This is a genomic window from Aureimonas fodinaquatilis, from assembly GCF_008369445.1.
Lineage (GTDB): Bacteria > Pseudomonadota > Alphaproteobacteria > Rhizobiales > Rhizobiaceae > Aureimonas > Aureimonas fodinaquatilis.
Genome location: NZ_VTWH01000002.1, coordinates 247,797 through 262,825, shown reverse-complemented (window position 1 = coordinate 262,825; position 15,029 = coordinate 247,797). Strand labels below are relative to the sequence as shown.

15 protein-coding genes are annotated in these 15,029 nt (G+C 54.6%); 3 read left to right on the top strand and 12 right to left on the bottom strand.

Going from position 1 to position 15,029, the window contains the following annotated elements:
- Positions 1-949 precede the first annotated feature (949 nt).
- Together FPY71_RS07335 and FPY71_RS07330 are read left to right on the top strand one after the other, a co-directional pair.
- Positions 950-1,639 (top strand): hypothetical protein, encoded by a 690-nt coding sequence (locus FPY71_RS07335; protein ID WP_149299206.1) that lies wholly within the window; start codon positions 950-952, stop codon positions 1,637-1,639.
- The gene (locus FPY71_RS07330; protein WP_149299204.1) at positions 1,639-4,092 is read left to right on the top strand and encodes a tetratricopeptide repeat protein; all 2,454 of its coding nucleotides are present in this window, start codon (positions 1,639-1,641) and stop codon (positions 4,090-4,092) included. The genes FPY71_RS07335 and FPY71_RS07330 overlap by 1 nt, the downstream gene beginning before the upstream one ends.
- Positions 4,093-4,125: 33 nt before the next feature.
- Here FPY71_RS07330 and FPY71_RS07325 read toward each other — a convergent pair whose 3' ends face one another.
- Genes FPY71_RS07325 through FPY71_RS07310 form a run of 4 tightly spaced genes read right to left on the bottom strand, consistent with a single transcriptional unit; the run spans position 4,126 to position 6,014 of the window.
- Positions 4,126-4,587 (bottom strand): hypothetical protein, encoded by a 462-nt coding sequence (locus FPY71_RS07325; RefSeq protein WP_149299202.1) that lies wholly within the window; start codon positions 4,585-4,587, stop codon positions 4,126-4,128.
- Positions 4,584-4,925, bottom strand: a complete 342-nt coding sequence (locus FPY71_RS07320; RefSeq protein WP_149299200.1) for a hypothetical protein — start codon at positions 4,923-4,925, stop codon at positions 4,584-4,586. The genes FPY71_RS07325 and FPY71_RS07320 overlap by 4 nt, the downstream gene beginning before the upstream one ends.
- Positions 4,926-4,957: 32 nt before the next feature.
- Positions 4,958-5,323 carry a hypothetical protein gene (locus FPY71_RS07315; RefSeq protein WP_149299198.1) on the bottom strand — a complete coding sequence of 122 codons (366 nt, stop codon included), beginning with the start codon at positions 5,321-5,323 and terminating at the stop codon, positions 4,958-4,960.
- Between the two features lie 25 nt (positions 5,324-5,348).
- On the bottom strand, positions 5,349-6,014 hold the full coding sequence (locus FPY71_RS07310) for a lysozyme (protein WP_210246256.1): 666 nt from the start codon (positions 6,012-6,014) through the stop codon (positions 5,349-5,351).
- A gap of 94 nt (positions 6,015-6,108) precedes the next feature.
- Here FPY71_RS07310 and FPY71_RS07305 point away from each other — a divergent pair, with 94 nt between their 5' ends.
- Positions 6,109-6,429 (top strand): hypothetical protein, encoded by a 321-nt coding sequence (locus tag FPY71_RS07305; protein WP_149299195.1) that lies wholly within the window; start codon positions 6,109-6,111, stop codon positions 6,427-6,429.
- A gap of 31 nt (positions 6,430-6,460) precedes the next feature.
- Here the strand turns inward: FPY71_RS07305 and FPY71_RS07300 are convergent, their stop codons facing one another.
- The 8 genes from FPY71_RS07300 to FPY71_RS07260 form a co-directional block, all read right to left on the bottom strand.
- On the bottom strand, positions 6,461-7,945 hold the full coding sequence (locus FPY71_RS07300; protein WP_149299193.1) for a hypothetical protein: 1,485 nt from the start codon (positions 7,943-7,945) through the stop codon (positions 6,461-6,463).
- Entirely contained in the window at positions 7,942-8,286 is a 345-nt protein-coding gene (locus FPY71_RS07295; RefSeq protein ID WP_149299191.1) for a hypothetical protein, read from the bottom strand. The genes FPY71_RS07300 and FPY71_RS07295 overlap by 4 nt, the downstream gene beginning before the upstream one ends.
- Positions 8,287-8,296: 10 nt before the next feature.
- On the bottom strand, positions 8,297-8,698 hold the full coding sequence (locus tag FPY71_RS07290; RefSeq protein ID WP_149299189.1) for a hypothetical protein: 402 nt from the start codon (positions 8,696-8,698) through the stop codon (positions 8,297-8,299).
- A 61-nt stretch (positions 8,699-8,759) separates the two neighbouring features.
- Positions 8,760-9,179, bottom strand: coding sequence for a hypothetical protein (locus FPY71_RS07285; protein WP_149299187.1), 420 nt, complete (start codon positions 9,177-9,179; stop codon positions 8,760-8,762).
- A 1-nt stretch (position 9,180) separates the two neighbouring features.
- Complete coding sequence (locus tag FPY71_RS07280) at positions 9,181-9,915, bottom strand: gp53-like domain-containing protein (RefSeq protein ID WP_149299185.1); 735 nt, start codon at positions 9,913-9,915, stop codon at positions 9,181-9,183.
- Between the two features lie 12 nt (positions 9,916-9,927).
- Positions 9,928-13,626: a host specificity factor TipJ family phage tail protein gene (locus tag FPY71_RS07275; RefSeq protein WP_149299183.1), complete on the bottom strand. Its 3,699-nt coding sequence runs from the start codon at positions 13,624-13,626 to the stop codon at positions 9,928-9,930.
- Positions 13,623-14,024 carry an NlpC/P60 family protein gene (locus tag FPY71_RS07270; protein ID WP_188052257.1) on the bottom strand — a complete coding sequence of 134 codons (402 nt, stop codon included), beginning with the start codon at positions 14,022-14,024 and terminating at the stop codon, positions 13,623-13,625. The genes FPY71_RS07275 and FPY71_RS07270 overlap by 4 nt, the downstream gene beginning before the upstream one ends.
- Before the next feature lie 241 nt (positions 14,025-14,265).
- Positions 14,266-14,769: a hypothetical protein gene (locus FPY71_RS07260; RefSeq protein ID WP_149299178.1), complete on the bottom strand. Its 504-nt coding sequence runs from the start codon at positions 14,767-14,769 to the stop codon at positions 14,266-14,268.
- Positions 14,770-15,029: the final 260 nt, after the last annotated feature.

Genomic DNA, 15,029 nt, shown 5'->3' with positions numbered 1-15,029 from the left:
AGCTTTCCGGTGGCGGATACGCCGTGTCGATGCTTCCTCCAGCATTCGCACCATACCTTCGCACTTTGTTGGAGCGTGATTTGGTTGAAATTTATGCCCTGACTGATGGCACGGCCGAAGTAAGGCTATCCGCTTCCGGTCTTGAGCTTCACAAAAAAGGTCATCTTTGATTTTTGCCGACGCATGCCTCCGGCGAATCACAATCGATACAATTTGATACATTTGCCGCATTGCACAATTTTGCGTGGTTAGTTACCTCAGCATCTACCTGTCAATGTCAGGATTTGGGATGTCGAACTTACGACCCGACCGCATCATTGCGTATTCCATCGCGGCTATGATGATCGGCGCAGCGATGATTTCGTTGATGGATGATAAAAGCCGGAATGCCCGCGCCCAAGACTTCCCGATCGAGAAACAGCATATAGATCGCCGCGGCTAAACATACTGCTTCCATAAGGCGGAGGGGTCTGCGTCTCGATTCAAATTGACCGATGTTCGTGACATTATTCAAACGTGACATTATTCAAAAGAGACGGCGGTGAGCAAACAGTGGCCGCCTTGCCTATTCGGCTTCCACGTAAGATAGCCGAAGAAATGGCCTTCTCCTCTCCCGTTTTCCTGCCTTTTAGTTCGAGAATGACATCGCACATCCCAGTCTGATGACTCGATTGCCTCTGTTGAGATATACACTCTAAAGGCTGATGATACGGTTGGAACTTCAATGTTTCATGATTAATGTTGCTCGGAGTGATGGTTTTAGGATGTGATGGTGCCACAGACAACTAATACGCGAATCGAGAAATGTGAGCGCTGCAATCACGAACTGTCGCCCTTTCTAAGAGACTGCCCTACGTGTGGGTTTGCCGCACTACCGCCAAACGTAAGAGCCTCCCGCGAGGGAGAAGAAGTTGCTGCCTTAGATGAGAGGGTACAGGCCGCAAAAAGAATGGCCGAAACCACCGGATCGCTTAAGCAATTTACACAGTTTGGAGACGAAGTTGCCAAGTCCAAGGTTGTAATGACAAGGAATCTTGGGCCTTTGGACAAGATAGTTTCTAACGGCAATCTTGCAATGACCACTTTCTACCAACAGTTTAGAGCCGGCGAGAGACAGCCAGAGGATAACAAGTGGGATAGAACCCGGGAAGCAGCCGACTCAACAATCAATCCCCACTACCATGATCAACTACACTTCGCAGCGCTCTCGCTTGACGGAATTGGAGTGAAATATTACGGCTCGTTCCATGTGGAGTTTAAAGAGCATGTAATTGAGCAGCGCTCGTCCGTATTTGAGGAAAATCCATCGCTATTTCTTAAGAAGCATGCGATCGTCGTGGGGGACTTGCCCCCGAGGGGTTACCGAGCAGACTGGCAATCTAGACATCTCTTAGCGCAGGCCAAGTTATATGCCCAAATAACCTCCGCCACAAAGGTTGAGACTTATCCTGCAATTCTGATGGATCAGCGTGATGGATTTGATGCGGACTTCGTTGAGGTTCATATTTTCGGCTCCTTGAACCGCAATTCTATATCGAAGGTGATCGCAACAACCCTTCCTAAAGGGCCTGAACGGCATATTTGGCGGAACGTCAAACGCCACTTAGAAAATATTGGCGTGGAGGTGGAAGAGCAATAATGCAAGCCATCATTTCAGGTCACCTGGCCAGATACGCGATTCCATCAGCTACTGGGCATGTGCTGTACGATCTTGGGGTCGGCGAAGGTGTGCGCTTGGAGACTGCCCAACTTGGGTACGCCTTTCAAAATAGCGACGATGTTGAGGTCATCGAAGTATCTTCGAAGGTTGCAGCAGAAACTGCCACCAGAACAGCGCATGACGCGGATGTAGCTGTCAGACTATTTATACTATTGTTGGAGTCAGATGATGATGATTCCGACAGACGGGATTTGGCGGTCGATCTAAATGATTTGATATCAAGCGCGACTATCCGACGTCGAGTTACAGATACCTTTTTCAGCCACCCATTTCTTCCAAGTTTCAATATCGAGCGAGCGCTCTTGGCCGTAAGAGAGCTTGAACATCTGGAAGAGCTTCTTCATGACATCTGCGACCATCAAGATGAGATTACTCGTGTTCGGAATGGATTCGACGCAATACCACAAGCGAGCTTTGCGAGCTCCGACACGAAGGAAAACACTCGAGCGATAGTGATTAGAAGGGGTAGCTTCACCAAGCTCGCAAAGGGTATAAAAACATCTGACGCCAGCCTAGCAATTTTTTCTGTCTACAAAGACTTAGTGTCACTACAGAATTATAGAGGCATCGTTCGATATTGGACTGAAGATTTCCGCAAGCCACAGATGGTGTTGCCAAAGCTGAAATCCGCGGCAGAAATCCAGGATCATGAGGTTAATCTAGCGCCGTATGGCGCGGCCGCAAGGCGCGCTTATGAGAATGCGATTCAGCAACAATTGGCTATTATCGACAAATTAAGATCTGGAGATATCAAGTCAGCCCGCCGATTCACAGAAGCGTTGATTGAAAGCCAACGCGCCACTAGTGACACTTCGGACATCGCAAAATCACTCTGCAAATTAAGCAAAGAAGCTCAGAAGGTTGCAATTTTCGAACTACAGTTCGAATGGGCGCAGCGTGCCACGGAAATCTGCCCTGAAGACACAATGACGCACGGTCATTTAGCAGACGCACTCATAATTTTAAACCGATTTATGGAAGCTCAAGTCGTTCTCGAACGGGTCAAGGCGTCAGCGCCGTCATTCTACGCGACTGGTTGCGCTCGTATTCTGAGGGCCCAAGGTAGGCTAGCAGAGGCAGAGGCGGCTTACAGATCGAGTATAGAGCTATATAGGGATCACAATGATGTATTTCATGCCTACGCCGGCTTGGGAGCAACGCTGAGAGACGTTGGACGTTTAGATGAAGCTCTTTCAGTATATGACAACGCCCTTTCGGAGTTTCCTTTCGAAGGAATACTTTTTACAGGCCGTGGTTCTACTTTAGTTGAACTTGGAAGATTCACCGAAGCGCGCAATAGTTATATCAGAGTTGATAACACGAATGCATTCTTTCGCCTGTCTGCTTTGAATGGACAGGCTACTATATCGAAACTGACAGGCGACTTTGCTCGAGCTGAGCAGGAATACAATCGAATTATTACTAATTATGAGCATGATAGTACCGCCCAACTCGGATTAGCGGATCTTCGACGACTTCAGGGCAGGCATATAGAAGCACTGTCCACCTACAATGTTTGCATGGCGCGTTTCCCCTTCTTGCCCTCACCTTATATCGGCCTAGCGGACACTCTTATAGAATTAAACCGCTTTAGTGAGGCCCAAGATGCATTGGATAAGGGAATGAAAGAGTTTCCCGACGATCCTCGACTTCAAGTCGGAAAGGCTGTCACAGTTCGAAGAATGGGTGAACGGACGCGCGCTCTGGAATTGCTAAACGTGGTGAGCGCAAATTATCCGAAGTATATTCCAGCAGCTCTTGAGCGTGCTAGTGTGCTTAAGTCGCTTGGTGCTGATGATCAGGCGCTTGAGGCCTATGATGCCATAATATCAGCAGCACCGTATAATTTACGAGCTCCTATCGCTAAATCATCTCTTCTAGCTATCTCAAGCAAGTTTGTCGAAGCTCTTGATATTATTAGCGGGATAACCAGCGAAACGCAGGCCGGATGGCGAGCAGAGAATTTGCGCGCACTTATTGAATTGAGATCTGGCAGGATCGGTGATGCTAAAAAGCGTGTCGAAACTGCCCTCAAAATTGTTCCTTTCGATAGAGAGCGCCGGTTACTCAGATCAACCCTGGCTTCGATTTTGATTAAAGAGAAATGTCATTTCGAGGCAGTTCAAATATTAAGTCCCTCTGATGGTCTCGATGACGAAATCACACGTGTTGTTCGTTTGCACGCTGCGGCTTTCCTCCAGAGAACCGCTGCCACTCAAGCTTTTGACGAGGCTGAAAATGTAACTGGGGCGCTTCGTGGTGTCCGCCAACACATCGGTTTGCAACTCGGAATTATAAAGGAGCGCTCAATACAGAGCAGCGGCAGGCTTGAGGACAAACTGCAGCTAGCTATTTTACGGGAGGCCGCTTAACCTCGAATTCGGCGCCTTATGATTTCGATTTATTTACCGGATACAGAACGGCCCGAACCTCGTTGCTGCCTGCCAGAAAAATCCAGTGTCGTGGAAGTAGGTACCAATGAAGCACTGCGGTCCCTCCGGCAATGGCAGGAATATCTGCCGGCCTACACGCGGGCCAACTGGGCCTGTCTCCGGCGCGGTAAAGACGGTCGGCAACTGGGCCTGCACCCTGACGTTCGAACCGTCCTCGTTCACAACCTCCCACGATGAGCCTTGATAAAACGCTGTGCGCTGCTTGTAGAAGTGCGGCGTGAACAGCACGCCTGCCGGGGTTCGGACTACATCCTCAATCGTGAAATGGTGGATCACAGGATAGAGCCGCGCCTCGATTACCGGGCCAACCATCAGCATGATGGCCCAGAATCCGATGCCAACTAATGCGCCATACATGACAGCAAGAGCGCGACCGATCGCGAACTTGGCTGCAACCTTTGCCTTGTTCCTCATGTCGTCGGCCCCTTATCGGTTTCCGATGGTACAATCTTGCCGCGCCTCACATTCCAGAAGTCGATGATGAGGCCAGTCAGGCCAATACCCACCACCCCAGCCAGAAAGCCGCCAAGCGTGTCTTCACTGGTTCCCGTTGGTGTGATGGCTCCAAGGATCGGAGACAGCCAGTTTGTGAAGTGAGGGCCGAGATAAACTGAAGTGAGCGCACCAACCAGAAGAGTTGGCAGAAGACTCCGCCAGCTCTCCCGAAGTGTCAGCCAACGGACAAGGCCTCCGGCAATACCGGCGACCACCAACTGTGTGTTCTTTCCGAAGAGGTCGCCGTTTAGATCCATGGGTACGGTAATCCTTGCTGCGCATGGGGTGGTCAGGTGCCAATCGGCTTGCGGGCGCGAAGACGTCCCCACCAGGTAAGCGCTGGTCCAGACACCAGCCCGCCAACCATGACCCAAAGCATGATCGTTTCGAGCACACGGTTCTGATATTCAGCCGACAGAGGGTAGCCGATCAGCGCAGCCGTGCCGCCAATTGCGGACAGCAGAGCGCCCCAGAGGACGCGCGATTGCCACAGCGGTTCGTTGTTGGTCAGGTTGATGACTGTCGGCGCGACTTCATTGATCAGCCGATCGCGCACGGCTGTTGCGTCAGTTGACGTGAGGTTGATGTGCGAAGACGCAACGGCACTGTTCAGCGCTTTGTCGATCGCAGCCACGACTCGTGTGTCGGTTTTCATGGCGATGTTTCCTTGTGGAAGAGTGTCAGCCGATGGCTGCTGCAAGCTCCTCATGGAGAGCCCGGATTTCTGCGAGGATGGTGGACGGGGTGCGAGGTGGTGGCGAACTGCCGTCACTTGGCACTGAGGCGCCTGCGTCGTCGGGCTTAGATGGTGGTGGCGTCGGCTTGTTCTCAAGCAGCTTCAACACGTCAATCCGCTTGCCTTTGCCCCATTGAACAGCACCAGATGCTGAAGCAGGATAAACATTCGCCATGCCGCCGTTCGAATAGACGCCACTCTGGAAAAGCTTCTGCTCTTTCTGCCGGCGCGGAATGATTTCTGCGGGCTTGGACCAGCCCATGAACTGATCGCCTGCACGCTTGTAATCTTTGGCGTTCAGCGACTTGGTAAGCTGCGCATTACTGATGCCGCCGGTGTTGTAATGGAAGGAAACCAGCGCATCGAACTGCGTCTGTGTCAGCGGCACCTTCACCGCACGGAGCACATCCGCTTCGTATTTCGCTACATCCTTCCGGAACAGTTCAATCAGCTCCTGGACTTCATATGTCCGCGTGTCTTTCGCAGGGTCAGGCGGACCGGCAGCCTGGGTGTGGCCCACACCGATTGTCCAGATGCCAACGCTGTCCTTGTATCTGGACGTGACAATTCCTTCGTGTCCGGCCAATTCGGCCAGACCGCGATTGCTCATTTTCATAGGAAGCTCCGCAGTTGTGCAAAATTTAATTGCGCGGCATGTTAAGCAGTCGGCGCGTCGAGCTTGGCCGGCTACTGGAGGTTAAAGCATGGGATTTCTTTTGGTGATCGGCGTTGCTTTGTGGTTCTGGCTCGGAGACCCTGCAAAAACCGTTGCAAATTGGTTTTGGACAGAAAGCTCCGCTCCTTGGGAGCAAGTCGACGCCTATCTTTATCCGTCTCGATCTGACTTAACGGTCTTCAAATCTTTTGACGATGTCGGCTCAGTGGAGGCATGCCGCAGCGTAGTTTATAATGCCGCATCTGCTTTCTATAAGGATCCGCGCCTATTAAACGGCGATTACGAATGTGGCGTTGGACCCCAAGCTCATCCCGTCTTTGGCAAAGTCTATCGGGTCACTGTTAAGTAGGTGATCGAAGTTTGGGCCAGAATGATCGCTGCTATGAATATACGGATGCCGCCTGCACGTCCGTTGCTGCCATAAGCTCTGGCGAGAACAGCATCAGATCATAGCCGCCTGCGCCGGCATCTTGCGCCTGGAACCAGTTCGGCACGCGGGCGAGCGTGAAGCCTGTGTGGTCGCCCGGCCCGCCCTGCCATGGATGAGCATGTTGAGCCACGGCTCCACCATTGGCTGCCACGCGCCTTATGCCATCACCGCCCACGCCGTCACGGTCCTGGAAGCTGAACACCACCCGGAATGGATCGTAGCTGTCGCCAGAGCCAAGCGGCGTTGAAAGCAGATTGCCGTGGCCGGTGTTGTTAACCACGTTCCCATCGCCATCGATGCCGAGATAGGCGTCATGATCCCAGCCGACGATAACGCGACGGTTGTTGCCACCAGGCACAAGATTGTTGACGCCGGTCGTGAACTGCCCTTGGATCAGCATTGATCCCGCCTGCCCCAGCATCGCAACGATATCCGGTGCCAGCACCGCATGCTCTCGTGGCCGATCAACGCGCTCATTGCCGGTCGGAATAAAGTTGGTGGGATAGTTCGGATCAAGGCCGGTCACGCCGTGGGTATCGACGTTGATGAAGCGGACATCACCATGCGGTGTGACCGTAACATCTCCGGAATCGGGATGAGGCAGGAAGGCCCAAACCATTTCGTTCGCGCCGGTGCCATCGAGACGCCACGAGCCACCCGGTACAGTGTCGCCAGTGCATTCCACATATCCAGTGCCGTAGAAGCTGAACAGGTAGCTGTAGTTGATCATGTGGATAGTCACAGGCGTGATGAAGATCGCAGCGTTGTAAATGCGATTGAAACGCGGGGTTGGATCTATCCAATATTGCCGCTTCCCTCTATCCCAGCTTATGCGCGGTGCGTTCTCAGGTGTATCATATGAGAAGGGTAAACCGTTCACGGGTATGTAGCTGCGACCGGCTGGGCCTTCGATCGTGATGATTTCGCTGATTGCCGCTTCGCGCTTGGGATATTTGCCGCCGACCTTTGGGCCGATTGGCATAAAGGCGCGGTCATTGTTCCAGTCTACACCTGCGCCCCAAGTGTCGAACATGGGGTTGTCGTACCAAGGCGCATCAGCTCTGGCTGTTGGCGCAAGAACGCCGGAACCTGATGCGATGGCCGGGACGGTCAGCCTTATAGGAGCTGGTCGAAGCGCTGGCGAAAACAAACCGCTCGTCGCGGCAATTGGTGGAGTCAGCAAGCGGATCGGCGCGGGTCGAACATTCGGCGAGACGACGCCGCTCTCAGGTCCAATTGCAGGCACTCGAAGGCGTATAGGTGCTACACGCACCGTTGGCGCAACCAAGCCACTGGTTGAGGCTATGGCTAGCACGTCCAGATAATGGTTGCTGCCTTCCCGCGCTGGCGCAGTTTCGATTGATGTCACGCGCAGACTATCAGCAGCCCTGACTGTCGCCAGGCGAGTGAGACGAGCGACTGTGACCGTCTTCATGCGGACCTCGTGACTGGCATGATCACCGGCAGGCGGATTTGCAAATACTGATAGGCATCCGGGTTGACGTCGGTGCGAACAAAATCCAGCATTACGGACTGGCCATCAATCAGCGCGGTCTGGGCTTCGGTCAGCCTAACCTCAATCGTGCTGTCACTCACCCTCGCCAGCCCGCCGTTGCTCGTGTCGAGATCGGCAATCACCGGCGAATAGGTGAAGCGGCGTACCTGTGCGCGCAGACGCGAGCCTTGCGGAAATGCCGGTTCGCTACCTTCGACGGCAATGCGAACAGCATATGCATAACCCCGAACGATCGGCGGGGCTGGGATGGTCTCGGCCATGGGTCAGCCCTCAGAGATACAGGATTGCGGCGGCGTCCCACTCGACAATAAGATCGCCAGTGTTCGGCGTGATCGGTAGACCGCCAACCGTGTCGAAGAATGCGACCAGTCGCGATTGCGCTTCCGATGCTCCTTGGGCGAAGATGACAATGGCCCCCGCCACGCCGCCGGCGGGAACAGCGGTGAATGTCACCTCTGCCGCATTGAACACGCCGTCGGTGATGGTCTTGTCATCCAACGCCTGCGGATCGCCGATCCGGGCATCTGCCGGAACATCGTTCAATGCGTCATGGGCCGGGTCAAACGCGTATTCGCTCGTATCGACCAGCATGGCGAGAACCGGCTCGCCAGCAAGATCGATATCGCCGGACAGCAGCGCTTCCTTGAATTTCGGGTAGAGGGTGTTGGCCATGGAAATCCCCAATAAAAAACCGCCTCGATGGGCGGCGATCAACGTCAGATTTTGGTTCGGGTCAGAGCGTCAGCAGCTCTGCTGTGCGGGGCTCGCCGAACAGATCGACCATTTCAGCCCGCATCACCGGCCACAGATCACTGTCCTCATCGAATGACGTGGCTGCCTGCCAGGCGCGGCGAAACTTCACAGTCTTGGTCATCATGGCATCATCAAGCTGATCTGCCTCATCCTCTGTCAGCCTGTCGAAGAAAGTTGCGGCAGGAATGCGGATTGGCTCAGGGTCAGGAGCTGGCGGCTCATAAACGACAGGCTTTTCGCCATCCCAGACGCGAGCGCCGGAATTATTGATGAACTCCAGATAGTGTGCTTCTGAAATTTCCACCGTGTTCGCCGGGACCACTGGCCACATTTCGCCCCAATAGTATGCAGTCGGGAAGCCGTTGTTATCGAATGACGCGAAGTATTTGATCTCTGCCATGTTACCAACCCCACGTTGACCAGTAGCCGCCAATGGTGCTGGTCGCCACCGTGCCGCCATTTGAGATAATTCTGCGTCGAACCGTGAAGGATGCGGTGTTGACACTTTCGACGTTGCAGGTCACCGCGACTAGGCCAGTTCCGCCGCTGAACATTGTGACGTCTGGTTTCAGGACGCCGTTTGGAAAGGCCATTGGATAAGCAATGACATAGTCTGATGTTGGCCCAAGAATGGTGCCCCATTGGTATAGTGCCGTCCGTCGAACGCCCAAGACGTTTATTGGGAAAGCCATCGCGCCTGAGCCAGCGAAGTTACCGGATTGTCCCGCGATCATGTTCCAGAGCGCGTCCATATCCAGTTCGTTGGCCGGGCCGCTACCAGAGGTGCGCCCCAAGACCCTTTGAGCATTCAAATCGACAAGCTTGTTAAGAGGAATAGTTGCATCCGCAAGTTTTGCACCGGTCACACTGCCGTCAACCAACCCAGCAAGCGATGTTCCCAGTCCAGACCCCGGATCGACTGCCGTAATGGCAACATCAACCGTGCCGGTGAAGAGCTTCAGCACCCATGGCGTCGTTGACGTATCAAGCCAATACATACCAGGCTGGGCGTAAGATGGCCTTGCAGCGCCGGAGTGCTGTGAGTGAACGGCATCCTGCCAAGTCCGTAGAAGGGCCGCAAGTTCACCACCGCTCGTGGCTGCTGCCTCAAGCGTTCCAAGAAAGCCTTGGCTCATATCATTCTCCGATCAGTTGAGAAGGTTGCCGTAGCCCTTGGCGACATAGTCGAAGGTGCGTGGGACGGCTGTATTTGTGGAGTTGAAAAACCGGATGAAGAACCCTGTCTCATCTTTGTTGGTGATGGCGTAGCGGTCGCCTGTCGCCATGTCCTGTGCAGCGATGGCAAGACCTTTCAGGGCAACGAAGGCTGGCTCGAATGTGACCCGCCGCCCTGCTGTCGGAACGAGCTGATCCTCTGCCGCGTCCACGCGATCAGGCATGTCAATCGAGACGGTAACGCCGTGAACAATCGGGCTGATGGTTGAATAGTCATTGTCCATCTCAGCCTTGCCATTCAGACGAAGCCGAAACTGGAAGGCTCTGGCTGTCACGTCACCAACGACAAGTGGCCTCCATTCAGACCACTCATTGGCAGACGGGCTATCATTCGTGGTCCGGAACTGAAGCTCAACGCCCCAATCTTCCGGCTCGCTGTTGTCCATCAAAGTGACTGCCGACAATGCCGACCAGTTGCCAATGACGTTGGTGAGGTCAGCGCCTTCTGCATCGATGGATGCGGTCAGACGGCTGGTATAAATTCCACCCAGATCAACAACTTGAGCGAAGGCGTAATAACCCTCGATCTGGACGTTTGAACCAGAGCCCTCAACACCGACGGCCATGCTTGGCACATCAGAGAGCGCCGTCCAGTTACCGATTACGTTCTTCGATAGCAGGCGCAGATTGCCGCTGGAGATTTCCAGACGATCCAGCACTCCCGGCCATCCAGCTTCTGTCAGGATCTCCACGACATTGAGGCCGATCAGACCGGCAACATTGGTTTGAATGGCAGTTGCCGCCCTTGACCGAACCCCGTTGCCGCGAACAGCTTTGATCAGATACGAGCCAACCATTGTCGGCACCTGCGCAGACGTGCCAGAAGCACGCGGCACGAGCGGTGTTGCGCTGTTCCAGACCGGCTCAGTTCCGAACGGCACAAAGCGGATTTCATACCAAGCGGCATTCGGAACCGAATTCCACGCAAGCGTTGAGATATCACCCAGCACCGAAACATTGAAGCTGGTCACATTGGCTGGCGGCTCAAGCAGGCTTGTAGTTGAGATGCCTTCCGAAGTCAGCCAGCCTGAGAACGTGCCATTGTCAAAAACAGCGCGGACGCGAAAGGCATAGATGCCCTCTTCCAGACCTTCGATGACATACAGCGTTTGTGATGCTGGCGCGCTTCCGAGGGCTCGCCATTCACCACTTGTCGAGCGGTCCTGCATGGCGATCTCGAATGTCTGCACCCGGCCCATGCGTGGGGCATCCCATGACAGCCTGACACGGGCAAACCAACGCTCACCGTCCTGATAGGCTTCCTGATTGGTCTGAATATTTGTTGGCGGCTGCAAGAATGGATCAGGCGGACGCGACACGTTAGACTGAAACGGCGGTATGGTTCCGCGATCAGCCAGACTGATTGCCGGGGCGTCGTCTACCAAAGTGATGCGCGCTGTCAGGTCTGTATTCGTTTCGATCGACAGAACCCGAAAGACGGCAGTTTCAATCCCGGCCTCACCAAAGCTGAACAGGTTGCCCACTGCCGGGAACCCGGTTGCCCATGGAATGCGGGTGTATTCACCGACAGGCAGATCGTTCAGGACAACAGAGAAGCTTGCCATATTGCTGTCGCGCCAGCGGAGAGTGTAGCGCTTGCCAGCCTCGACCGTGACAACCTCATCAACATGCAGGAAGCCGGGTGAATTGCCGGTGATGCGGCCCGACACCTGACCCACAAGCATGACGTCGCTTTGAATGCGAACCCGGTCACCGCGTGTGCAGATCAGGTTCTCCCAATCGGCGTTGATCGAGATGGTTTCAGGGCGCAGGCGCAGCTGAGCGATATGGAAACGAGCGTGCCGCCAAACAGTCTGCGGATCGGTTACACCGGGGAATTCCAGTCCTTCGAACAGCGTGGCGTTGGTCGCGTTGTATCCATCGTCATAGACAATGCGCTCATCCTCGATGAAGCCCTTCTCCCGATTGATGAACCGAACTTTGAAGGCGTGCGGCATGACGATGTATTCGCGGCGGCTTTCAAAGCCCCAAGAGTTGCGAGGCGTAAACTGCTGCACGATAGGCGATTCCGCCTGATCCCAGACCACCGACCATCTGCCATCTTTGAAGACCGGCACGGCACGGCCAGCGGCAGCGATCTCGGCAACCATATCAAAGACGGAGCGTGCCGACGTAATCACCGCATCGTAGTTGAACCCTTGCGCATTGCAGTAGCGCCAGAACTCTTCAAGAGCTGGAATATCGATCTGGCTGTTTGGAACCGGACGGGCGTTCATCGGACCTTGCAAAGCATGCCGGATCCAGTTCGCAGGGTTGCGCGTTGGCAGAGCTGCCTGCCAGTGTGTGCCATTGAAGCCCATGACGGCGTGAGCGGAAACGATGCCGTTCAGGCTATCCAGACCGCCATTCAGCTGCTGGTTTGCACGAATGCGAACAGCTGAGCGCACAAGAGGGCGATTAAAGGTGATCGGGCTGGTCGGCCTTGCGCCTCGGATGGCCGACAGAATTGTTTTGGAGACGAACTGCAAGTCCTGATTGTTCGTTGCCGTATCGTCTGTGGTGATCCGGATGATCTGAACTTCATACTGCCCAGGCGGAACATAAGCGACAAAGGTTCGCCTGACCGGATCCACGGTGCGTTCACTCACACGCATCTGCGGGAAGCTATACCATTCCAGCGAATGGATGTTCCTGTATCGCGCCTCAAGAATGACGGTTCGAAGATGCTTGCGACCGTCGCTCAGCGTCATGCTGTAGAGGCCAGACGGGAACACAATATCTGCGCTGATTTCCGTCACACCGGTCGCTGTTGTGCGAGATACCCAACCCAATGACTGCTCAAGATCGATGGATAGCGGCTCTTCAATCACCTGCCGGTTGTAGAGGCTCAGCTCACCCTCGCCCGGATAACCCCAGGCATGCTCAATCTGCACGTCCTGGAAACTGTGAAGCGGTGTCTCGCCGATGCGTACATCCGAAATGGTTGCCGAGCCATAGCACCACGCAAACAATCCGCGCCAGAACTGGTCGCTGCCAAAGGCTTCCGTGTAGGGTTGCGCACCGTAATACGGCGTCATACGATGTTGACCCATCACAACAGGCACAGCTTCCCACGTGGCAACCGAGTTGCGGCTGCCAGAAATTGAGAATGCTTGCTTGCCTTGCTCCTGAACTTCGCGATCCAGCTGCGGCTGACGAACTGGAAACAATGCGCTCAGAAGATACTGCGCACCGATCGCCAAACCAAGGCCGATGACCTTGCCGAGAATACCCAGACCGCCAATAAACGCAGACACACTGGCAGTCGCAGCAGATATGGCTGAGAAAATTGCACCAACGCCGGCGAAGATTGGCCCTTCGGCCACAGCGCGCAGAACAATCGTCGTGCCGACTTTCGGACGCACCCGACACCAGTTTGTCCGCTCAACAACATGACCGTCGATGTAGCAGACCACCGCGGTTGCCAGATCGCTGATCCGGGTTTCAACTGCCGCCTGCTCGGCAATCTCAGCAACCGACAAACCCGCCAGCATGATGATCTCGACGCGATCCATGCGCAGCGGATGCGAGGCGACCACCACTTTGACGGTATCGCCTGATCCATAGACGTTGCCCTGAAGCTCCTGCTTCCGGCGCTGTAATGTCGTCATGCTGCACTCCGGTGACGGAATAACCCGACTATGCGGCGACTGATGCGAGGCGAAGTGAAAGGCTCGATGATCGAACCCATGCCGCGCTCAATGTGAAGGACGAAGCCTGGCGCAGCCACGATGCCGATATGACGAGGTTGACCGGCAAGCGTCATCAGCACACCGTCCCCCACACGTTCAGAATCCCGCGCGACCTCAATCCATGGTCCCATGTTACCGGCCATCAGGTCAGCCAGCGCCACGCCATCTTCAGTTGTCATGTATGCGTCTGCGAACGACGGCAGGGTGATGCCGAGTTGTTCGCGGTAGATCAGCCGTAGCAAGCCCCAACAGTCCAAGCCGTCGCCATCCCGTCCGCGCTCTGCAAACGGAAGGCCGACGTAGTGGTCGAGCATCATTCGACCGGTTGCTCTCGCCATACCGTCTCGCCGTGATGGCGTAGCCGATACCCTTCTGGATATCTTACTAAAACGACCTTGCCACCCTGTGGTGTCGTTTCCTCGAAGAGCACGCTGTTAACTGAGGGACCATTTTCGACGGCAGTCAAACGCCTATTCAGAGCGCGGTTCTCGACTTCCAATTTCTCAATGCGATCTCTCAGATGGTTGAAAGCTTCAAGAGCAGTCATCGCCGTGATCCTCATGCAAACAGACCGGGGAAGCCTGCGGGATTGAAGCGGCCAGCCGGGAATGGCTCGCTCGAAAGGCTGTCCATCGACAATTCCATGGTGATCGTGTCGGCGTTGTATGTTGCGCCATTCAGATCGAAAGGCGGGAATGCCACCTCAACGCTGCTGGGCGATGAAGCCAGCACCAACTCAATTCCAACTGTTGCGCGAGATGGCGCAGAACGGATCAGCTCAACCATCGTGCGGCTGACATTTTCGATCTGGATTTGCGATACGGGAGCACGCTCGCCGACATCATCAGGCAGGCTGATCGAGAACGGGAAGAACAGAAACGGGCTGCCTCTGCTGATTGTGCCGTATTGCAGTGGTGTTTCTGACAGGAGCTGCGTTGGATCAGACGAAAACCGGAACGGCACTGACATCATTGGATGGCTGATCGTCAGCAAGACGACAGCCACCCGCCCGCTATCTTGCCCTGCCAGCGTTTGCCGCATGGTGAGTGAAAGCGTCCTCACGTCGCAACCGTCCCTAGTGACTCCAATGGCAATGATACTTCGTATATGTCATGCGACATTGCGCGCCACGATGGCATTTCAACGAACCGCACCATTATGCGACCCTGTGTTAGCGGGTCGATAATTGTGAAAGGAAGGCTGCCACCCAATAATGTCACTTCGACGAAATTACGCAGTGTAACGACCTGCTCAACACTCATCATCAAGGAAACATTTAACTGGCTGGGCATGAAAGACGAGCGGCGCCGAGTTTTGGCCGG